The 21,072-nt window shown below is 72.6% G+C and carries 17 protein-coding genes and 2 pseudogenes; 13 read left to right on the forward strand and 6 right to left on the reverse strand.

The window, feature by feature from the left end; all coding sequences use genetic code 11:
* Positions 1-89 precede the first annotated feature (89 nt).
* A pseudogene (locus ACIHEJ_RS25885) lies at positions 90-191 on the reverse strand (FHA domain-containing protein); the annotation flags it as partial.
* A gap of 166 nt (positions 192-357) precedes the next feature.
* Positions 358-894, reverse strand: a complete 537-nt coding sequence (locus ACIHEJ_RS25890; protein ID WP_400139016.1) for a hypothetical protein — start codon at positions 892-894, stop codon at positions 358-360.
* Positions 895-1,157: 263 nt separating this feature from the next.
* On the opposite strand from ACIHEJ_RS25890, the gene ACIHEJ_RS25895 reads away from it, so the two are divergent.
* From ACIHEJ_RS25895 to ACIHEJ_RS25915, 5 genes are all read left to right on the forward strand, one after another.
* Positions 1,158-2,012 carry a bifunctional methylenetetrahydrofolate dehydrogenase/methenyltetrahydrofolate cyclohydrolase gene (locus ACIHEJ_RS25895; RefSeq protein WP_400139017.1) on the forward strand — a complete coding sequence of 285 codons (855 nt, stop codon included), beginning with the start codon at positions 1,158-1,160 and terminating at the stop codon, positions 2,010-2,012.
* Complete coding sequence (locus tag ACIHEJ_RS25900; protein ID WP_400139018.1) at positions 2,002-2,475, forward strand: DUF3017 domain-containing protein; 474 nt, start codon at positions 2,002-2,004, stop codon at positions 2,473-2,475. The genes ACIHEJ_RS25895 and ACIHEJ_RS25900 overlap by 11 nt, the downstream gene beginning before the upstream one ends.
* 314 nt (positions 2,476-2,789) lie before the next feature.
* On the forward strand, positions 2,790-3,404 hold the full coding sequence (locus ACIHEJ_RS25905; RefSeq protein ID WP_400139158.1) for a LuxR C-terminal-related transcriptional regulator: 615 nt from the start codon (positions 2,790-2,792) through the stop codon (positions 3,402-3,404).
* Between the two features lie 390 nt (positions 3,405-3,794).
* On the forward strand, positions 3,795-5,117 hold the full coding sequence (locus ACIHEJ_RS25910; protein ID WP_400139019.1) for a DUF2690 domain-containing protein: 1,323 nt from the start codon (positions 3,795-3,797) through the stop codon (positions 5,115-5,117).
* A 317-nt stretch (positions 5,118-5,434) separates the two neighbouring features.
* Positions 5,435-6,424, forward strand: a complete 990-nt coding sequence (locus ACIHEJ_RS25915; protein WP_400139020.1) for a malate dehydrogenase — start codon at positions 5,435-5,437, stop codon at positions 6,422-6,424.
* 72 nt (positions 6,425-6,496) lie between these two features.
* On the opposite strand, the gene ACIHEJ_RS25920 is transcribed toward ACIHEJ_RS25915, so the two are convergent.
* Complete coding sequence (locus tag ACIHEJ_RS25920; protein ID WP_400139021.1) at positions 6,497-7,945, reverse strand: MFS transporter; 1,449 nt, start codon at positions 7,943-7,945, stop codon at positions 6,497-6,499.
* Between the two features lie 112 nt (positions 7,946-8,057).
* On the opposite strand from ACIHEJ_RS25920, the gene ACIHEJ_RS25925 reads away from it, so the two are divergent.
* The 7 genes from ACIHEJ_RS25925 to ACIHEJ_RS25955 all read left to right on the forward strand — a co-directional run bounded on the left by ACIHEJ_RS25925 (position 8,058) and on the right by ACIHEJ_RS25955 (position 17,608).
* Entirely contained in the window at positions 8,058-8,963 is a 906-nt protein-coding gene (locus tag ACIHEJ_RS25925; RefSeq protein ID WP_400139022.1) for a LysR family transcriptional regulator, read from the forward strand.
* A 162-nt stretch (positions 8,964-9,125) separates the two neighbouring features.
* The gene (locus tag ACIHEJ_RS25930) at positions 9,126-10,646 is read left to right on the forward strand and encodes an aldehyde dehydrogenase family protein (protein ID WP_400139023.1); all 1,521 of its coding nucleotides are present in this window, start codon (positions 9,126-9,128) and stop codon (positions 10,644-10,646) included.
* A 46-nt stretch (positions 10,647-10,692) separates the two neighbouring features.
* Positions 10,693-12,225, forward strand: coding sequence for a GMC family oxidoreductase (locus ACIHEJ_RS25935; protein ID WP_400139024.1), 1,533 nt, complete (start codon positions 10,693-10,695; stop codon positions 12,223-12,225).
* Positions 12,222-13,343 carry a glycine betaine/L-proline ABC transporter ATP-binding protein gene (locus ACIHEJ_RS25940; protein WP_400139025.1) on the forward strand — a complete coding sequence of 374 codons (1,122 nt, stop codon included), beginning with the start codon at positions 12,222-12,224 and terminating at the stop codon, positions 13,341-13,343. The genes ACIHEJ_RS25935 and ACIHEJ_RS25940 overlap by 4 nt, the downstream gene beginning before the upstream one ends.
* Positions 13,343-15,289: an ABC transporter permease gene (locus ACIHEJ_RS25945; protein ID WP_400139026.1), complete on the forward strand. Its 1,947-nt coding sequence runs from the start codon at positions 13,343-13,345 to the stop codon at positions 15,287-15,289. Before ACIHEJ_RS25940 ends, ACIHEJ_RS25945 begins: the two co-directional genes overlap by 1 nt.
* A gap of 22 nt (positions 15,290-15,311) precedes the next feature.
* The gene (locus ACIHEJ_RS25950; protein ID WP_400139159.1) at positions 15,312-16,259 is read left to right on the forward strand and encodes an ABC transporter substrate-binding protein; all 948 of its coding nucleotides are present in this window, start codon (positions 15,312-15,314) and stop codon (positions 16,257-16,259) included.
* Between the two features lie 272 nt (positions 16,260-16,531).
* Positions 16,532-17,608 carry a hypothetical protein gene (locus ACIHEJ_RS25955; protein WP_400139027.1) on the forward strand — a complete coding sequence of 359 codons (1,077 nt, stop codon included), beginning with the start codon at positions 16,532-16,534 and terminating at the stop codon, positions 17,606-17,608.
* 83 nt (positions 17,609-17,691) lie between these two features.
* Here the strand turns inward: ACIHEJ_RS25955 and ACIHEJ_RS25960 are convergent, their stop codons facing one another.
* The 3 genes from ACIHEJ_RS25960 to ACIHEJ_RS25970 are packed head-to-tail and all read right to left on the reverse strand — an operon-like array spanning position 17,692 to position 19,375.
* On the reverse strand, positions 17,692-18,438 hold the full coding sequence (locus ACIHEJ_RS25960) for an isocitrate lyase/phosphoenolpyruvate mutase family protein (RefSeq protein WP_400139028.1): 747 nt from the start codon (positions 18,436-18,438) through the stop codon (positions 17,692-17,694).
* Positions 18,435-18,878, reverse strand: a complete 444-nt coding sequence (locus tag ACIHEJ_RS25965; protein ID WP_400139029.1) for a carboxymuconolactone decarboxylase family protein — start codon at positions 18,876-18,878, stop codon at positions 18,435-18,437. Before ACIHEJ_RS25965 ends, ACIHEJ_RS25960 begins: the two co-directional genes overlap by 4 nt.
* Positions 18,875-19,375, reverse strand: a complete 501-nt coding sequence (locus ACIHEJ_RS25970; protein ID WP_400139030.1) for a carboxymuconolactone decarboxylase family protein — start codon at positions 19,373-19,375, stop codon at positions 18,875-18,877. Before ACIHEJ_RS25970 ends, ACIHEJ_RS25965 begins: the two co-directional genes overlap by 4 nt.
* Positions 19,376-19,422: 47 nt before the next feature.
* Here ACIHEJ_RS25970 and ACIHEJ_RS25975 point away from each other — a divergent pair.
* Positions 19,423-20,818 (forward strand): annotated as a pseudogene (locus ACIHEJ_RS25975) (PLP-dependent aminotransferase family protein).
* The last annotated feature ends 254 nt before the right edge of the window (positions 20,819-21,072 follow it).

Here is a 21,072-nt window from a genome sequence, read left to right on the forward strand (position 1 = left end):
GACGACGAGCCAGCTGCCGGCGATCATTACGGCACCGGTGCAGATCGCGGCGCGGACCCCGGCGCAGGCCCCGATCACCCCCGGCCGTGCCCGCGCCCGAAGGCGAGGCGCTCACCCGGGGCGAGCCGGATCCGGGCGCGCGGGGCCGGGTCCTCCGGGGTCGGCGGAGGTACGACGATGATGCTGTACAAGGTGCGTCTCCCCGTGCCTGCCGGCTGCCGCGGTCGCAACGGCTACCCCGGCCGGATTGGGGGGACACACCAGGGCCGTGTCTCCCCCCGGACGGGTGAGACACGGCCCTCGGTGCGGAAATGGCGCGAACTGGTCCGTAGAGCGGGACGGTTCGCGTAGGCGGGTTCAGTACCGCGCGCGGTTGAACCAGGCCTTGCCGTTGGCGCCGCCGACGAAGCAGGCGACCAGGATGGCCAGCACCGTGTGGACGAGGCCTACGACGACGAACGGGTACAGACCGAGCACCGCGGTGATGATGCCGAACACCAGGGTGGTGATGCGGACGCCGTTGCCGCCGGTGTTGAACTTCGCCGCGAGCACGGCCGCGAACACGCCCCAGGCGAGCGCGAACACGATCATGGCCACCAGGATGCCGGTCGAGTAGTCGGCGATGCGCTGGAAAGAGGAGTCGTTCTGCAGGGTGTCGTCGTTCTTCGCGTGGTTCACGACCGCCGCGTAGAACGCGAAAAGCCCCATGCCGATCACCTGCAGGCCGACGATCACCCAGAGCATCACGCGGGCCGCGCTGACGTTGCCCGGCATGGTGGTCATCGGGGCGGCGCCGCCGTACGGCTGCTGCACGGGCGGTGCCTGCGGGTAGCCGTAACCGGGCTGCTGGCCCTGCGGGGCGCCGTAGGGGTTGTTCGGGTCGCCGTAGCTCATGGCTGGTGTTTCCTCCGTGTATCGAGTGCGGGGACGGCGCGTGGCACCGCACGGAGGAAGGTTTCTACAGATGCGGTACGTCCCCCCGATGAGCTGCCCGCTGCACTGTGCTGTTCATCGTTCTTGACCGGATAGTGGCTTGTCCAGCCGGTGAGCCGCGGTGTTGTGCAAGTGCAACATCGTTGATCGGCTCGTGACGGACGAGGCGGGCCGACGGCCACCCGGATTGGAACCGGGGGGCGGTCATCCGCGAGGATGGGGGTATGACCGCCCAGATTCTCGATGGCAAGGCCACCGCAGCCGCGATCAAGTCCGATCTGACCGCCCGCGTGGCGGCGCTGAAGGAGAGGGGTGTCACGCCCGGCCTCGGCACGATCCTGGTCGGCGACGACCCCGGCAGTCACAAGTACGTCGCCGGCAAGCACCGCGACTGCGCACAGGTAGGCATCGCCTCCATCCAGCGTGAGCTGCCGGCCACGGCGACGCAGGAGGAGATCGAGGCGGTCGTCCGGGAGCTGAACGAGGACCCGGAGTGCACCGGCTACATCGTCCAGCTGCCGCTGCCCAAGGGCATCGACGAGAACCGCATCCTGGAGCTGATGGACCCGGCCAAGGACGCGGACGGCCTGCACCCGATGAACCTCGGCCGGCTGGTGCTCAACGAGCCCGCGCCGCTGCCCTGCACCCCGAACGGCATCCTCTCCCTGCTGCGGGCGCACGGCGTGGAGATCAAGGGCGCCGAGGTGGTGGTCGTCGGCCGGGGCGTCACCATCGGCCGCCCGATGCCGCTGCTGCTCACCCGGCGCAGCGAGAACGCCACCGTGACCCAGTGCCACACCGGCACCCGCGACCTGTCCGCCCACCTCAAGCGGGCCGACATCATCGTCGCGGCGGCCGGTTCCCCGCACCTGATCCGCGCCGAGGACGTCAAGCCGGGCGTCGCCGTCCTGGACGTCGGTGTCTCCCGCAACGCCGAGGGCAAGATCGTCGGCGATGTGCACCCGGACGTCGTCGAGGTGGCCGGCTGGATCTCCCCGAACCCCGGCGGTGTCGGCCCCATGACGCGGGCGCAGCTGCTGGTCAACGTGGTCGAGGCGGCGGAGCGCAGTGCCGGCTGAGGACGCCCGCGGACACGCGGAACCGACCGTCCGGGACGCGATCAGCGCTCCCGACGCCGAGGGGCGCCCGCGCCGCGCCACCCGCCGCTTCCCGCTGTTCACGAAGGACACCGCGCGGCCCGAGGGCGGCGGCCGGGCCGCGCCCGGCGACGCCCCGGCGCCCGCCCGGCAGTGGCCCATGCTCGTCGTGCTGGGTGGCGTCGCGCTCGGTCTGCTGCTGACCGCGCTCGACGTGTTCCGCTTCGGCACCCTGCTGATCGGAGTCGCGCTGCTGGCCGGCGCGGTCATGCGGTGGATATTGCCGAGCGTCGGCATGCTCGCCGTACGCTCCCGCTTCACCGACATCGTCACCTACGGGATCCTCGGCGTCGTGATCGTCCTGCTGGCCTTGATGGCCCAGCCCGATCCGTTGCTGCGGATCCCGTTCCTGAAGGGCATCCTGCACTTCACACTCGCCAAGTAGCGCTCCCGGCACCGCCGGTGGCCCGCGCCCCCGGGGCGCGGGCCACCGGCGCATCCCCGCACGGCGACGCCACGGCGGTCCGCGGCGCGCCGCGTCCGTCCACGGGTCGAACCGCCGTACCGTCCGCGGTGGTGGCGGCCGGGTCGCGTGCAACTCCCTCGGTACCGCGCGCGGTTGACTCCTCAGCCGGGTTCCGGGCGTTACCCTGCGGCGATGCGACCGAGGACGCCCCGCCCGCTCGCCGTGGACACGCTGATCGCGGTCGCCATGGCGGTGGTCGCCGTTCTGCTCGGGCGGGAGTCGCGGTCGCAGGGCTGGCCGGAACTCGACGCCCGCGCCTACGCACTGGTCGCCCTCGCCCATCTGCCGGTCGCGCCGTACGGCTCGCCGCCGAGACCCGCCCCGACGTCGTCCTCATGGACACCCGGATGCCCGGCGTCAACGGCATCGAGGCCACCGAGCGGATCTTCGCCCAGGCCGCCGACCGGCCGCCCCGGGTGCTCGTGCTGACCACCTTCGACCTCGACGAGTACGTGTACGGTGCGCTGCGCGCCGCGGCCGCAGGGTTCCTGCTGAAGGACTCCGGGCCGGAGCGGCTGCTCGCGGCGGTCACCGCGGTCGACGGCGGTGACGCGCTGTTCGCGCCCAGCGTCACCCGGCGCCTGGTGGAGGCCTTCGCCCGGCAGCAGGCCCCGGCCGCCGACAGCGCGCCCCCGCCCGACCTCGACGGGCTCACCTCCCGCGAGGTGGAGGTCCTCAAACTCACCGCGCGCGGGCTGTCCAACCTGGAGATCGCCGACCGCCTCCACATCAGCGAGGCCACCGTGAAGACCCATCTCAACCGCGCGATGAGCAAGCTCGACCTGGACAGCCGGGCGCAGGCGGTGGTGCTGGCGTACGAGACCGGTCTGGTGACCCCGGGCGGCTGAGTCCCCGGCCCCGCGTGGAACGGCGGCCCGTCCCCTCCCCCGAAGAGGGACGGGCCGCCGTCGCACTTCAGCCTTCCGTCCGTGAACTGCCTGTTCAATGGCTGTTTTTGCGCTGTGGCACGGAAGTGACGGTTCCGCTACGGTGTCCGCGCGCCGTCTCATGTGTCCGTCCGGTGTCGATGTCCGGACAGTTCGGGATACGTTACGAAGGCCCCGTGGTGCCGGGTGCATGATCACCGCGCCGCATGCTCCCGTGCGCCCCCGCTCCGGGAACTGGGACCCTTAGGCAGCGCATCCCTGTGGGTAGCCAGGACGGGTACCGGACCGTGGGGCCGGGCCGGGGACCGCGCGAGACGAAGAGCACCGACCGGGGGAAAAAGGGGGAAGGCGATGCCTCGTTGGAAAGCCTTGCCGGAGGAACTGGATCCGCAGATCAAGGAGTTCACCAGCCAGTTGCGGCGGCTGGTGGACCGCAGTGGCCTGAGCGTGGCCGCACTGGCCGACCGCACGGGTTACAGCAAGACGTCCTGGGAGCGTTACCTGGGCGGGCGGCTCCTCGCGCCCAAGGGGGCGATCGTCGCGCTCGCGGAGGTCACCGGGACCAGCCCCATCCATCTGACCACCATGTGGGAGCTGGCCGAACGCGCCTGGAGCCGGGCGGAGATGCGGCACGACCGCACCATGGAGGCGATCCGGATCTCCCAGGCGCGGGCCGCGCTGGGCGACTTCGGAGCGGCCGACGCGGCCGGGGACACCGCCGACCGCAAGGGCTCCGGCACCACCGCGATCCCGGGCGTCGCCGGCCCCGCGGGCGTTTCCCCGACGATCCCCGCCCAGCCGACGGGGGCGGACGCGGATGCCCGGGAGGGGGCGGGGCGGGGGCCTGCCGGTGGTGATGCTGCGCGTTCTGGTGCTGGGCGTGACTCCGGTACCGCTGAGGCAGGTGAGGGGGACGACGGGCGTGGTGCGTCCTCAGGGGGCAACTCCTGGGGGCTCGCCGGGTATCAGGGGCCGTCGCGGGCCGGAGTCCGGTCGGGTGCGGGTGCGGGTGCCGGTGCCGGTGCCGATTCCAGTGTCCGTGCCGGTGCCGGTGCCGGGGTGGGGGCCGTGGGCGGGTCCGGGGACGGGGCCGGGAGCGGGTCCGGCTGGAGTGCGGCGGCCCCGAACCCGTACGGCGGGCAGCCGCAGGTCCCCCGGCCGGGGTCCCCGGCCGGGGGGAGTGCGAACCGGCAGCGGCTGACGATGTTCCTCGCGGGGCTCGTCGGTGTGCTCGTCGTGATCGCCGGCGTCTTCTTCTTCACCGACCGGGACGGCGGCAAGCAGGCGGCCGCCGCCACGAAGTCCTCCCCGAGCGCCGGCGCCGACCCGAGCCCGCCCGCCGGGGTCAAGTGCGCCGGGTCCGCCTGCACCGGCAAGGACGCCGAGGCCATGGGCTGCAGCGGCGACCTGGTGACCACCGCCAAGACCGCCACCGTCGGCACCACCACCCTCGAAGTCCGCTACAGCAGGGCCTGCGGCACCGCCTGGGGCCGGATCACCGGCGCCACGCAGGGCGACAAGGTGGAGGTGTCCGCGGGGAAGGCCCGGCAGACCGGTGACATCACCAGCCCCGGGGACAGCATCGCCTACACCCCGATGGTGGCGGTGAAGGACGCGGCCGAGGCCAAGGCCTGCGCCACTCTCGCCTCGGGACGGACCGGCTGCACGAAGTAGTGAAGGAGTGGGGACCAGGACGGGTGGATTCGGAGACGGCGTGCATGGCGGGCCGCATCCTGGGCACGCGAACGTTACCCCCACGGGAGTCCGGTGAGCCGGTACCCCCCACCGGCGGCCGTCTCCGTCTTCCCTCTCCCGGACGGGCGGCCGCCTCTCTTTTCGTGTCACTCTGTGGGACGGGCCACAGGGCCCCGGACGTCCGGCATGCCGGATGCGCGATAGCCTGACCGCTGGATCGATCTCTTGACGCCAAGAGATCGATCATTCGCCCGGGGCAGGGACGCCCCACCGCCAGCTGTCATACGGAGAACGCCATGACCCGCACTCCCGTGAACGTCACCGTCACCGGCGCGGCCGGCCAGATCGGTTACGCCCTGCTCTTCCGCATCGCCTCCGGCCAGCTGCTCGGCGCGGACGTTCCGGTCCGCCTGCGCCTCCTCGAGATCACCCCGGCCCTGAAGGCCGCCGAGGGCACGGCCATGGAGCTGGACGACTGCGCCTTCCCGCTGCTGCAGGGCATCGACATCACGGACGACCCGAACGTGGCCTTCGACGGCGCCAACGTGGCGCTGCTGGTGGGCGCCCGTCCGCGCACCAAGGGCATGGAGCGCGGCGACCTGCTGGAGGCCAACGGCGGCATCTTCAAGCCGCAGGGCAAGGCCATCAACGACCACGCCGCGGACGACATCAAGGTCCTCGTCGTCGGCAACCCGGCCAACACCAACGCGCTCATCGCGCAGGCCGCCGCGCCGGACGTCCCCGCCGAGCGCTTCACCGCGATGACCCGCCTGGACCACAACCGCGCGCTGACCCAGCTGGCGAAGAAGACGGGCTCCACGGTCGCGGACATCAAGCGTCTGACCATCTGGGGCAACCACTCCGCCACCCAGTACCCGGACATCTTCCACGCCACGGTCGCCGGCAAGAACGCCGCCGAGGTCGTGAGCGACGAGAAGTGGCTGGCCGAGGACTTCATCCCGACCGTCGCCAAGCGCGGTGCCGCGATCATCGAGGCCCGCGGTGCCTCGTCGGCCGCCTCCGCCGCCAACGCCGCGATCGACCACGTGTACACCTGGGTCAACGGCACGGCCGAGGGCGACTGGACCTCCATGGGCATCCCGTCGGACGGTTCCTACGGTGTCCCGGAGGGTCTGATCTCCTCGTTCCCCGTCACCACCAAGGACGGCAAGTACGAGATCGTCCAGGGCCTGGACATCAACGAGTTCTCGCGCGCCCGCATCGACGCGTCCGTGCAGGAGCTGGTGGAGGAGCGCGAGGCGGTTCGCTCGCTGGGCCTCATCTGAGGATTCCGCAGACACGCCGAACGCCCGGCAGCCCCTCTCGGGGGTGCCGGGCGTTCGGCGTGTGCGGGGCGGCTACCCGCCCTGCGTCTGCGCGCTCGCGGCCGGGTTCGGGGCCGTGGTGGTTGCCCGCGCCCGCGCGGCGGTGGCCGCGTTTCCGGCAGGGCCCCGCGCCCCTCCGGCGCGCCTTCCGTACCCGGCGGTCACCAGTGCCGTCGCCGCCAGCACCACCACTCCCACCGTCCGCAGTGCCGGGCCCATGCCGTGGAGCAGGTCGCTGTGGGCGGAGAGGACCGTGCCCGTGACCGCGACGCCCAGGGCCGCGCCCGTCTCCCGGGCGGTCGTGCCGAGGCCCGAGCCGAGGCCCGCCTGGTGGGCCGGGAGCGAGGTGACGACGCCGAGCGTCAGCGCGGGCATCGACAGTCCGGCGCCCGCCGAGATGAGCAGCAGCCAGCACACGAACAGCGCGTAGGGGGTGCCCGCGTCCGCCGTCGACGCGCCCAGCAGGCCGAGGCCGATCAGGGCGAGACCGGCGCCGATGACCGCGCGGGGGTGGTCGGCCCAGCGGGTGGCCAGCTTCTGCGCGAGGGCCATCCCGACCGCCAGCGGCATGATCGCGACTCCGGTGACGGCGGCGCCGAAGCCCTTCACGTCCTGCAGGTACTGCGAGTTGACGAAGAAGAGCGAGAACAGGCCGAAGAAGCCGGTGGCCGTGCCCAGCGAGGCCGCCCGCAGGCGCGCCGAGGCGAAGACGCGCGGGTCGAACAGCGGCGCGGACGAGCGCAGGCCGTGCCCGGTGAAGGCGGCGATCAGCAGCGTGCCCGCGGTGAACGCTCCGATGATGCGGGCGGAGGTCCAGCCGTAGGTCGGGCCCTCGATGATGCCGAACAGGACCGCGACCAGGCCGGCGGTGAGCAGCAGGGTGCCGAGCGGGTCGGGGTTGCTGCGGGTGGAGCGTTCGGTGCGCGGGACGGTGACCGCGGCGGCCACGGCGAGGACGGCCGCGAGCGGGACCATGACCGCGAACAGCGCCCGCCAGCTGAGGAACTGGCCGGCCAGCCCGCCGCCCAGGTTGCCCGCCGCGCCGCCCAGACCGAGCGACAGCGTCCAGGCACCCATCGAGCGGGCCCGGTGCTCGGGCGCGGACAGCCGCATCAGGATCGACAGGGTGGCCGGGGTGATCAGTGCGGCCCCGGCCCCGGACAGGCCCCGGCCGGCTATCAGGGCCGCCGGGGCGGAGGCGAGCGCGCTGGTGGCGGCGCCCGCAGCGAACAGGGTGAGCCCGGTGAGCAGGGCGCCCTTGCGGCCGTACCGGTCACCGAGCGCGCCGGCCGGGATGAGCAGGCCCGCGAAGACGATGATGTAGGCGTCGACCGTCCACAGGACCTCGGTGTGCGAGGGGTGCAGCGACGAGGACGCCAGCTGCGGGATGAGGAGGTTGATGGCGGCCACCATGCTCTGGGCGACGAGAACGCAGGCGCACAGCGCGAGCAGGGTGGGTCGTTTCAGGGCGTGCGCGGGCACGGCTCCTCCCGGGGAGCTCGGTGGTGGGTGTGGGATGCGCATCGGCGCGCTCTCACCGTAGGCTCGCGGGCGACTTGCTTTCCAGTGCAACCTTCGCAAGGAATACCTGCACATGACGCAATCCATGGGCCTCGATCTGAATCTGCTGGTCGCGCTGGACGTCCTGCTGGAGGAGCAGAGCGTCCAGGGCGCCGCCCAGCGGCTCCATCTGTCCGAACCGGCGATGAGCCGCACCCTCGGCCGGATCCGCAAGGTGATCGGTGACCCCGTGCTGGTGCGGGCCGGGCGCCGGATGGTGCCCACCCCGCACGCGCTGGCCGTGCGCGCCGAGGTGAGCGCGGTGGTGGAGCGGGCCCGGGCCCTGTTCGCACCGGGCAGGGAGACCGATCTGCGCACGGTCTCCCGCACCTTCACGATCATCGGGCACGACGCCACCGCCGCCACCCACGGATCGGCCCTCTTCGCCCGCGCCGCCCGCGAGGCTCCCGGCATCCGCCTGCGTTTCCTGTCCGAGAGCCATGTGGACGCCCCGTTCCTGCGCCAGGGCACCGCCGACCTGGAGGTCGGGGTGATCGACACGGTCGCGCCCGAGGTGCATGTGGAGACGGTGTACGAGGAGCGCATGGTGGGCGTCGTACGGGCCGGGCACCCGCTGCTCCAGGGGGAGTTGACCGCCGAGCGGTTCGCCGGGGAGGCGGGCCACCTGATCGTCTCCCGGCGCGGCAGGCAGCGCGGCCCCGTCGACGACGCGCTCGCCGCCCTCGGCCTGACCCGGCGGGTGGTGGGCAGCGTCGGCACCTACCTCGCCTCGCTGTTCGTGCTGCGCGAGACCGACCTGATCGGGCTGATCACCTCCCACGGCCGCCCGATGGCCGACGCCCTCGGTCTGGCCACCTTCGACATCCCCCTCCCCCTCCCCTCGGTCGAGGTGGGCTTCGCCTGGCACCCGCGGCACGACGCCGACCCCGCCCATGCGTGGCTGCGGGACTGCGTGAGGGAGCTAATGATCCAGATGTAGCCCGCTTTCGTACGTTTTCGACCCTGTTTTCAGTGACGCCGCGCACGTTCGGCCATGAATTGCGCATGCGGGGCGACGGCCCGGGGCAGGCGGCCACGGTCCCCGAGCCGGTCACGCCTGTGACACAGGGGCACGGAACAGGAACGGAAGGCAACACCGATCATGGCGGACAGAACGGAACGACAGACGTCGGCGACCATCCACGCGGGCGGCGAGTGGCTGGACGCGATCTCCGGCGCGACCCGCGAGATCCTCGACCCCGCGGACGCCCGGCCGTTCGCCGTGGTAGCGGAGGGCGACGAGAAGGACGCGGAGCGCGCGATCGCCGCCGCGCGGCAGGCGTTCGACCACGGCCCCTGGCCCCACACCCCCGTCGCCGAACGCGCCGCCCTGCTGCGCCGCGTCGCCGGCCTCCTCGTGCGCGACCGTGAGGAGCTCGGCCTGCTGGAGAGCCGGGACGCGGGCAAGACCGTGGAGGAGGGCCGCATCGACATCGACTGTGTCGCCGACGCCTTCCGCTACTTCGCCGACCTCGTGGCCGCCGAGGCCCCCGGCCGGGTCGTGGACGCGGGCTCACCCGACATCCACAGCGTCGTCGTACACGAGCCGGTCGGTGTCTGCGCACTGATCACGCCCTGGAACTACCCGCTGCTTCAGGCGAGTTGGAAGGTCGCACCGGCGCTCGCCGCCGGCAACACCTTCGTGATCAAGCCCAGTGAGATCACCCCGCTGACCACCGTCGCGCTCATCGAGCTGCTGGCGGAGGCCGGCCTGCCCGCCGGCGTGGCCAATGTCGTCACCGGCCCGGGCCACACCGTCGGCGCCCGGCTCGCCGAGCACCCCGACGTCGACCTGGTCTCCTTCACCGGCGGCCTGCTCAGCGGCACCAAGGTCGCCCAGGCCGCCGCCCCCACCGTGAAGAAGGTCGCCCTCGAACTCGGCGGCAAGAACCCCAACGTGGTCTTCGCCGACGCCTGCGCCACCGAGGAAGGCTTCGACACCGCCGTCGACCAGGCCCTCAACGCGGCCTTCATCCACAGCGGCCAGGTCTGCTCGGCCGGCTCCCGGCTCATCGTCGAGGAGTCCGTCCGCGAGCGCTTCGTCTCCGAACTCGCCCGCCGCGCAGGCCGTATCCGTCTCGGACGCGGCACCGAGGCCGGCGTCGAGTGCGGCCCGCTCGTCTCCGAGCAGCAGCGCGCCAAGGTCGAGGCGTACGTGGCCTCCGCGCTGGCGGAAGGTGCGGTGCTGCGCTGCGGCGGCAAGCGCCCCGCGGCCGACGAAGTCCGCCCGGAGAACGGCTACTTCTACGAGCCGACCGTCCTCGACGCCTGCCACCGCGAGATGAAGGTGGTCCGCGAGGAGGTCTTCGGCCCCGTCCTCACCGTCGAGACCTTCCGCACCGAGGACGAGGCCGTCCTCCTCGCCAACGACACCGAGTACGGCCTCGCCGGCGCCGTCTGGACCGCCGACCCCGGCCGGGCCCGGCGCGTCGCCGCCCGGCTGCGCCACGGCACCGTCTGGATCAACGACTTCCACCCCTACCTCCCGCAGGCGGAGTGGGGCGGCTTCGGCAAGAGCGGCACCGGCCGCGAGCTGGGCCCCGCGGGCCTCGCCGAGTACCGCGAGTCCAAGCACGTCTACCAGAACCTCGCGCCCAAGCCGGTGCGCTGGTTCGCCGGCTGAGCCCCGCCCGTCCCGCCCGGAAACACCCCCCTGGAGTAGTACCCCCATGTCCCACACCCCCCATGTCTACGACTACGTCGTCGTCGGCGGCGGCACCGCGGGCTCCGTCATCGCCTCCCGCCTCACCGAGAACCCCGACGTCACCGTCGCCGTCATCGAGGGCGGCCCGAGCGACGTCGGCCGCGACGACGTCCTCACCCTGCGCCGCTGGATGGGCCTGCTCGGCGGCGACCTCGACTACGACTACCCCACGGTGGAGCAGCCCCGCGGCAACTCCCACATCCGGCACAGCCGCGCCCGCGTCCTCGGCGGCTGCTCCTCCCACAACACCCTCATCTCCTTCAAGCCCCTGCCCTCCGACTGGGACGAATGGGAGGAGGCCGGCGCCAAGGGCTGGGGCGCCGTCCCCATGGAGGCCTACTTCGCCCGCCTGAAGAACAACATCGTCTCCGTCGACGAGAAGGACCGGAACGCCATCGCCCGCGACTTCGTCGACGCCGCCCAGTCGGCGCTCGGGGTACCCCGGGTCGAGGGCTTCAACCGCAAACCGTTCACCGAGGGCGTCGGTTTCTTCGACCTCGCCTACCACCCCGAGAACAACAAGCGCTCCTCCGCGTCCGTGGCCTATCTGCACCCGGTCATGGACGAGCGCCCCAACCTCACCGTCCTGCTGGAGACCTGGGCGCACAGGCTGGAGCTGAACGGCACCCACGCCGAGGGCGTCCACGTCCGCACCAAGGACGGCGAGGAACTGCTGATACGCGCCCGGAGCGAGGTCGTCCTGTGCGCGGGCGCCGTCGACTCCCCGCGCCTGCTGCTGCACTCGGGCATCGGCCCCCGCGCGGACCTGGAAGCGCTCGGCATCCCGGTCGTCGTCGACCTGCCGGGCGTCGGCGAGAACCTGCTCGACCACCCCGAGTCGGTGATCGTCTGGGAGACCCACGGGCCGATCCCGGAGAACTCCGCGATGGACTCCGACGCGGGCCTCTTCGTGCGCCGCGACCCCGACCACGCGGGCCCGGACCTGATGTTCCACTTCTACCAGATCCCCTTCACCGACAACCCCGAGCGCCTCGGCTACGAGCGCCCGCAGTACGGCGTGTCGATGACCCCGAACATCCCCAAGCCGAAGTCCCGCGGCCGCCTCTACCTGACCAGCGCGGACCCCTCCGTCAAGCCCGCCCTCGACTTCCGCTACTTCACCGACGAGGACGACTACGACGGCCGGACCCTGGTCGACGGCATCCGCATCGCCCGTGAGATCGCCAAGTCCGAACCGCTGGCCGGCTGGCTCAAGCGCGAGGTCTGCCCCGGCCCGGAGATCACCGGCGACGCCGAGCTGAGCGAGTACGCCCGCAAGGTCGCGCACACCGTGTACCACCCCGCCGGCACCTGCAAGATGGGCGCCGCCGACGACGAACTCGCCGTGGTCGACCCCGAGCTGAAGATCCGCGGCCTCGAAGGAATTCGCATCGCCGACGCGTCCGTCTTCCCCACCATGACCGCCGTGAACCCGATGATCGGGGTGCTCATGGTCGGGGAGAAGGCCGTCGACCTGATCGGAAGTGACGCCCGATGACTCCCACCGTGCCCACGCGCAAGCCCCCCACCACCGACGCGCCGGTCTTCTCGGTCTCCGGCCTGTGGAAGGTGTTCGGCCCGAAGGCCGAGCGCATCCCGGCCGACCCGGAACTGGCCGCCCTCGACCCCGCCGAACTCCGCTCCCGCACCGGCTGCACGGCCGCCGTCCGTGACGTCTCCTTCGACGTCCGCAAGGGCGAGGTCTTCGTCGTCATGGGCCTCTCCGGCTCCGGCAAGTCCACCCTGGTCCGCTGCCTCACCCGCCTCATCGAACCCACCGCCGGCACCATCTCCATCGACGGCGAGGACGTCCGCGCGATGGACAAGGGCCGCCTGCGCGAACTGCGCCGCCACCGCGCCGCGATGGTCTTCCAGCACTTCGGCCTGCTCCCGCACCGCACCGTCCTCGACAACGTGGCCTACGGCCTGGAGATCCAGGGCGTCGGCAAGGCCGAGCGCCGCGAGCGGGCCGCCGAGGTCGTCGCCAAGGTCGGCCTGGAAGGCCTGGAGAAGCGCCGCCCGGGCCAGCTGTCCGGCGGCCAGCGCCAGCGCGTCGGCCTGGCCCGCGCCCTCGCCGTCGACCCCGAGGTCCTGCTCTTCGACGAGCCCTTCAGCGCCCTGGACCCGCTCATCCGGCGGGACATGCAGGAAGAGGTGGTACGCCTGCACCACGAGGAGGGCCGCACGATGGTCTTCATCACCCACGACCTGTCCGAGGCCCTGAAGCTCGGCGACCGCATCGCCCTGATGCGCGACGGCAAGGTCGTCCAGCTGGGCACCCCGGAGGAGATCGTGGGCTCCCCGGCCGACGACTACGTCCGCGAGTTCGTCCGCGACGTCCCGCGCGAACAGGTGATGACCTGCCGTACGGCGATGCGTCCGGCGTCCGCCGAGGAGGCGGCGGGCGGCCCCGCGGTCCGGCCGCAGGCCACGGTCGCCGAGGCGATCGAGGCCGTGGCACGGGCGGGAGAACCGGCGCGCGTCATGGACGAGGGCAAGTGCCTGGGCATCGTCGACCACGAACAGCTGCTGGACGTGGTGGCCGGCGTGGCCACCCGGGCCCCGCGCGCCCAGGCCATCCCCTCCCAGGCCAGTACCACCCCGGAGGCCGTCTGATGACCACGCTCAGTCTCCCGACCTCCGGTACCGGCAAACCGCGCATCCTCAAGAGCCGGGCCGCCGGCAAGCTCCTCCTGCTCGCCCTCTTCACCGCCGTCCTCCTGCCGTTCCTCAACGGCCGCTTCGGCAGCGGGTCCTGGCCCCACGAGCTGACCGTCCACCTCGACAAACCCCTCACCACGGCCAGCAACTGGGTCATCGACAACCGGGACAGCCACCCCCTGTTCCTGTACTTCTTCGGCTACGTCAGCAACGCCGTCGTCCTCTCCGTCCGCGCCGTCTACCTCACCCTCCTCGCCGCGGGCTGGACCGGCGTCACCGCGTTCGGTGCCCTCGTCGCCTGGCGCGTCGCCGGAGTGCGCCTGGCCGCCGGCACGACGATCGCCTTCCTGGCCTGCGGCGCCCTCGGCATGTGGGTGCCGACCATGCAGACCCTCGCGCTCATGGTCGCGGCGGTCCTCGCCTCCGTCGCCGTCGGCGCGGTCCTCGGCCTCGGCGCCGGCCTCTCCGACCGCCTCGACCGCGCCCTGCGCCCGGTGCTGGACACCATGCAGGTGCTCCCGGCCTTCGCGTACCTCCTCCCCGTCGTCCTGGTCTTCGGCATCGGCGTCCCCGCGGCCGTCCTCGCCACCGTCGTCTACGCCGCCCCGCCGATGGCCCGCCTCACCGCGCTCGGACTGCGCGGCGCCGACCCCGAAGTCCTGGAGGCCGTGGAGTCGCTCGGCGCGACCCGCCGCCAGCGGCTGCTCACCGCCCGCATCCCGCTGGCCCGCAAGGAACTCCTGCTCGGCCTCAACCAGACGATCATGATGGCGCTGTCCATGGCGGTCATCGCGTCCGTGATCGGCGCCGGCGGCCTCGGCGACCGCGTCTACCAGGCCCTCGCCTCGGTCGACGTCGGCCAGGCCCTCGCGGCCGGCATCCCGATCGTGCTGCTCGCGATCGTCCTGGACCGCGTCACCGGAGCCGCCGGATCCGGCACCCCGGCGAGCGACCGCCCCCGGACGATCGGCTGGCCGTACGCCCTCGCCGTCACCGTGGCGATCGCCCTGGCCACCCGCCTCCTCGGCGGCCTCGACTGGCCCACCGGCTGGACCCTGAACATCGCCGAACCGGTCAACCGCGCCGTCGACTGGATGACCGCCCACCTGTACTCCGGCGTCCCGGTCGTCGGCGGCACCGCCGACTGGGCGGGCCACTTCACCACCTGGATCCTGGACCCGGTCCGCAGCGGCCTGCAGTGGCTGCCCTGGTGGTCGGTGCTGCTGACCGTCGCCGCTCTGGCCTGGCTGATCGGCACCTGGCGCACCGCGCTGACCGCGGTCCTCGCCATGGCCGCCATCGGCGTGCTGGGAGTCTGGGAGCCGTCGCTCGACACCCTCTCGCAGGTGCTGGCCGCCGTCGCCGTCACCCTCGTCCTCGGCTTCGCGATCGGCATCGCCGCCGCCCGCAGCGACCGCGTGGAACGCGCCCTGCGTCCCGTCCTGGACGTCTTCCAGACGATGCCGCAGTTCGTGTACCTGATCCCGGTCGTCGCCCTGTTCGGCGTGGGCCGCGCCCCCGCCGTCGCCGCGGCCGTCGTCTACGCCCTCCCGGCCGTCGTCCGGATCACCGCGCAGGGCCTGCGCCAGGTCGACGCGGCCGCGCTGGAGTCGGCGCGTTCGCTCGGCGCGACCGGTCGCCAGCAGCTGTGGCAGGTGCAGCTCCCGCTCGCCAAGCGGTCCCTGCTGCTCGCCGTCAACCAGGGCGTGGTCCTGGTCCTCGCCGTCGTCATCATCGGTGGCCTGGTCGGCGGTGGCGCCCTCGGCTACAACGTCGCCTTCGGCCTCGCCCAGGGCGACCTGGCGACCGGCCTCGTCGCCGGTGCCGCCATCGTCTGCCTGGGCCTGATGCTCGACCGGGTGACCCAGCCGACGCAGCGCCGTTCGAAGAAGGGAGCCTGACATGCGATTCCGTAACTCAGCCATGACGACGGCCGCGGTCGCCGCGGCGGGCTCGCTGACGCTGCTCACCGGCTGCGGCGCCGCCGACATGACCAAACAGGCATCGCCGTTCGCCAACGCGCAGGGCTCGAAGACCGTCACCCTGTCCGTGCAGTCCTGGGTGGGCGCACAGTCCAACGTGGCCGTCGCCCAGTACCTGCTGGAGCACAAGCTCGGCTACCGCGTCGACACCGTCCAGGTCGACGAGGTGCCCGCCTGGGACGCGCTCAGCCAGGGCCGGGTCGACGCGCTCCTGGAGGACTGGGGCCACCCGGACCAGGAGAAGCGGTACGTCGAGGACAAGAAGACGATCGCGCACGCCGGCGACCTCGGCGTGACCGGGCACATCGGCTGGTTCGTGCCGACGTACCTCGTCAAGCAGCACCCGGACATCACGAACTGGAAGAACCTGAACAAGTACGCCTCGCTGTTCCGCACCGCGGAGAGCGGCGGCAAGGGCCAGCTGATGGACGGCTCCCCGTCGTACGTCACCAACGACAAGGCCCTGGTGAAGAACCTGAAGCTGAACTACCAGGTCGTCTTCGCCGGTTCCGAGGCGGCGCAGATCACCCAGATGAAGCAGTTCGCCAAGGAGAAGAAGCCCTTCCTGACCTACTGGTACTCGCCCCAGTGGCTGTTCGAGAAGGTGCCCATGACGGAGGTGAAGCTGCCGCCGTACAAGGACGGCTGCGACGCGGACGCGGCGAAGATCACCTGCTCCTACCCGCACACCCCGCTGCAGAAGTACCTCAACGCCGACTTCGCGAGGTCGGGCGGCAAGGCGGCGGCCTTCCTGAAGAAGTTCACCTGGACGACCGAGGACCAGAACGAGGTCTCCCTGATGATCGCCGACCGGAAGATGTCGCCCCAGGACGCGGCGAAGAAGTGGGTGGACGGCCACCGTGCGGTGTGGGAGAAGTGGCTGTCCTGAGGCCGCGGGGCCGCTGAGCGTGGCGACGCCGGGGTACGGGCATCCGTGCCCCGGCACGGGGGGCGGCCCGCGGCAGGCCGGATCCCTTCGTCCCCCCGGCAGGGGTGTGACCGGCCACGCCATGCGGGTGGATCTGGGCGCTACCGCGCGAGGAACGGAAGGCCAGCGGGCATGGACCATGCGCCCACGACGATCCCCCGTCAGGTCCCCCGGAGCGCGTACAGGACGTGATGGGTGTCCAGGGCCCCAGAAGCGGCACCAAGGAGGCCTTCATGCGTCATCCTCGTCCTGCGCCCGCCCGCACCAGGAGTACCGCCCGGTCCCTGGCCGTCTGTCTCGTGGCGGGACTCACCTCGGTCGCCGGCACCGCCGTCGCCCACGCCGACACGCACGTGCGCTGCGGCACGGCGGCCCTCAACGCCGCGATCGTCAAGGCCAACGCCGCCGGCAAGGGCACGATCGTGCTCGCCCGGCACTGTGTCTACGACTTCAAGACGCCCTACACCGGTCAGGACGCGACTCCCGCCATCACCGTCCCGATCACCTTCGTGGGCAACGGCGCCGTCCTGCGGCGCGACCCGGGCAGCGCGGCCCACTTCCGCCTCCTCGACGTGGCGGTCGGCGGGACAGCGGTGCTCCGGGATCTCACGGTCGAGAAGGGCGACGTGACCGGCGACGGCGGAGGCATCCTCGTCCAGCGCGGCGGAACACTGCGCGCGAAGTCCGTCACGGTCAAGGACAACACCGCCGCCGGCGACGGCGGGGGCATCGACGACCGGGGGACCGTGGAGCTCAAGGCATCCCGGCTCGCCGGCAACACGGCCGCACTGTTCGGCGGTGGCCTGGCCGTCGAGTCCGGCGGCACCGCCGCCGTCACCGGCACCAAAATCTACGACAACGGGGCCCGCAGCTTCTTCGGCGGAGGGGTGCTCAACGACGGCTCGGTCACGATCGAGGACAGCTCCGTCACCCACAACCACGTCGACGCCGGTGACGGCGGTGGCCTGTGGAACGACTCGCAGATGACCGTCAACGGCAGCACGATCGCCGACAACGCCGCCCGGGACCACGGAGGGGGCGTCACGAACGCGGGCGGCGGCAAAGCCACGTTCAACGGCAGCACCATCAAGAACAACTCGGCCGGGCGCCAGGCGGGCGGTGTCTACAACGTCAATCCCGGCTCCACCCTGGTCCTCAACCTCAGCCGCGTGACAAGGAACACGGCGGGCGGCCCTCCCGGAGGCGTGTTCAACGGCCCCGGCAGCACCGTGGTGAACAAGCACTCCGTCATCAAGGACAACATCCCGACCAACTGCAGCCCGTCGGTGGTGCCCGGCTGCGTCGGATGAGCGGACGGGCACCGTCCGGCGGACCCTGTGGCGCCGGCCGGACGGTGCCCTGCGGGCCGCGAGGCACGGCCGCACCGCCGTGGTCAGCCCGCTGAACCGGGCGGGACCGGCCCATGGAGGCCGGCGGCGATCTCCCGTAGCGCCGCCGTGGCCCGCCGCTGCAGACCTGGTCCGAACGTGACCCGGGTGGCCCCGAGTTCCCCGAGCGCGGCGGGCGAGGGGCCGTCCCCGTCCGGCCGGGCCAGCGCGTTCAGCGGACCCTCGATCCCGGACCGCAGCAGTGGCATGAGGTCCGTGGGGGCCAGGATCGGATAGACGCAGTCGGCGCCCGCCGCCACGTACAACGCGGCTCGCTCGATGGCCCGTTCGGGGTCACCGTCGCCGTGGAGGAAGACATCGACGCGGGCGTTGACGAACAGCCGGCCGGCGGCCGTCGAGCGCACCTCGGCGAGGAACTCGGCCTGCCGCTGCGGGTCCTTGAGGACACCGGCCTCGGAGTCCTCGAGGTTGCACCCCACGACCCCCGCCTCCAGCAGCCGCTCCACCAGCTCCGCCGGAGCGAGCCCGTACCCTCCCTCGACGTCCGCCGACACCGGCACGTCCACCGTCCGCGCGATCCGGGCGACGGCCGCGAACATCTCGTCGACCGGGGTCTGCCCGTCCTCGTACCCGAGGGAGGCGGCCACACCCGCGCTCGGCGTGGCCAGCGCCGGGTACCCGGCCGCCACGAAGGCCCGCGCGCTGGCCGCGTCCCACGGGCCGGGAAGCACGAGCGGATCGCCCTGGGCGCGCCGGAGATGCAGCGCGCGGAAGACATCGATCTTGCTCACGGCCGGTGACCCCCCGGTGGGACGCGATGGCTGACCATGATCCGGTTCCAGCCGTTGATGACGGTGATCAGGGCGACGAGGTGGGCCAGCTCGGCCTCCCCGAAGTGCCCGGCGGCGGCGTCGTACACCTCGTCCGGTACGAAACCGTCCGTCGGAACGGTCACCGCCTCGGTCAGCGCCAGAGCGGCCCGCTCCCGCTCGCTGTAGAGGTCCTCGGCCTCCTCCCAGGCGTTCAGCAGCTGCAGGCGGCTCTCCGGCACGCCGTTCTCGCGGGCCGCCCGCAGATGCATGTCCAGGCAGAAGGCGCAGTGGTTGAGCTGCGAGGCACGGATCATGACCAGCTCGGCGAGGACCGGATCCCCCAGCCCCTTCTTGGCAGCCGCGCTCAGCGCGGACATCGCCCGCCCGACCTCCCGGTCCAGTACCTGGGTACGGCTCACCGGTGCTGCCCCGGCCGGTAGTGGCCCGGGGCCATCCGGGTGGCCACGCCGAACCGGTTCCAGGCGTTGATCACCGCGATCGCGGCGATCAGCTGGGACAGTTCGGCTTCATCGAAGTGCCCGGCCGCGCGGTCGTACACCTCGTCCGGCACGAAGCCGTCGGTCAGGACGGTGACCGCCTCGGTCAGCTCGATCGCCGCCAGTTCCTTCCCGGTGTAGAAGTGCCGTGACTCCTCCCACGCGCTCAGCTGCACGATCCGCTCCACGCTCTCGCCGGCCGCGAGCGCGTCCTTGGTGTGCATGTCCAGGCAGAAGGCGCAGTGGTTGAGCTGCGAGGCGCGGATCTTCACCAGCTCGTACAGCTTCGGGTCCAGCCCCTGCCCGGCGGCGGCGTCCAGCCGGATCATGGCCTTGTAGACCTCGGGCGCGTGCTGGGCCCAGCGCAGCCGCGGGGCGCGTTCGGCGGCGTACTCGACGGTGTGTTCTGCGGTGCTCATGACGTCGACCCTAGGAGCCGGGCAGCCCAGGAGTATGGTCCATTTCCATGGCGAATCCATGGGCCACTTTGGGCGTCGACCTGCATCTGGAACGGTCCGGCACCGCCGGGGTGCGCCGGGGCCTGACCGACGCGCTGCGGGACGCCGTGCGCACCGGCCGCCTCGCCTCCGGCACCCGGCTGCCCTCCTCCCGCTCCCTCGCCGCCGACCTCGGCATCGCCCGCAACACGGTCGCCGAGGCCTACGCCGACCTGGTCGCGGAGGGCTGGCTGACCGCCCGGCAGGGCTCCGGGACGCGAGTGGCGCAGCGGGCCGTGGTGCCGCCGCCCCCCCGCGGCGGCCGGGCCCGGTCTCCGGGAACCCGGCCGCCCCGCCCACAACCTGATCCCGGGCACTCCGGACCTCGCCGCCTTCCCGCGCACGGAGTGGCTCAAGGCCGCCCGCCGCGCCCTGGCCACCGCCCCGCACGACGCCCTCGGCTACGGCGACCCGCGCGGCCGCCCCGAACTGCGCACGGCCCTCGCCGGCTACCTGGCCCGCGCCCGGGGGGTGCGCACCGGCCCGGACAACCTCGTGATCACGGCGGGCTTCTCGCACGCGTTGCGCGTCCTCGGCACGGTGCTGCGGGCGCGGGGGGCCCGGGCGGTGGCGGTGGAGTCGTACGGGCTTCCGCCCGCCTGGGAGCTGCTGCGCGCCGCGGGACTGGCCACGCCCGCACTGCCGTACGACGAACTCGGCACCGACCCGGGCCCGTTGACCACCGAGGGTGCCGTTCTGCTGACGCCCGCCCACCAGTTCCCCCTGGGCACCGCCCTGCACCCCGACCGGCGGGCCGCCGTCGTGGACTGGGCCCGGCGCACCGGTGGACTGGTCCTGGAGGACGACTACGACGGGGAGTTCCGCTACGACCGCCAGCCCGTCGGTGCCCTCCAGGGCCTCGACCCCGACCGGGTGGTCTACCTGGGCACCGCCAGCAAGTCCCTCGCGCCCGGACTGCGGCTGGGCTGGATGGCGCTGCCGCCGGAGCTGGCGCAGGAGGCGGCCGCGGCCAAGGGGCGCATCGACACCGTGGGCGTGCTGGAGCAGCTGACCCTCGCCGAGTTCCTGACCTCCGGCGCGTACGACCGGTACGTCCGCTCCTCCCGCCTGCGCTACCGGCGCCGCCGCGACGCCCTCGCCGCGGCCGTGGCCGACCGGGCGCCCGAGGTACGGGTGACGGGGATCGCGGCCGGGCTGCACGCGGTGCTGCGGCTGCCGCCGGGCACGGAGCAGCCGGTGGTCCAGGCGGCGGCCTGGCAGGGGCTGGCCCTGCACGGCCTGTCCTTCCACCGGCATCCGCAGGCCGTCACCGGGTCACCGGACGCGCTGGTGGTGGGATACGGCACGCCACCGGACAGCGCGTGGTCGGGGGCGCTGGAGGCGCTGTGCCGGGTGCTGCCGTGAGCGGCCGACACCGACTCCCTCGCCGGAGGCCGCGTGGAGGAGAGCTGCCCGGCGTCCACCGACGTGAGGGTCATCGCAGTGCACGGTGAGCTGCCTCGCGCAGGCGTGGCCGCCCGGGTGGGTCGGGAGGGCTGTCCGCGGATGCGGCGAAAGCGTCCCGCGCCAGGGCCTGCAGGCGGGTGCGTCCGCGCGGTCCGCGGTGTCGGATTCCGCCGCTTCCGGGCGCCCGGTGAACCCACCGCTTCTCGTCACCG

The organism is Streptomyces sp. NPDC052301 (assembly GCF_044593395.1).
Taxonomy (GTDB): domain Bacteria; phylum Actinomycetota; class Actinomycetes; order Streptomycetales; family Streptomycetaceae; genus Streptomyces.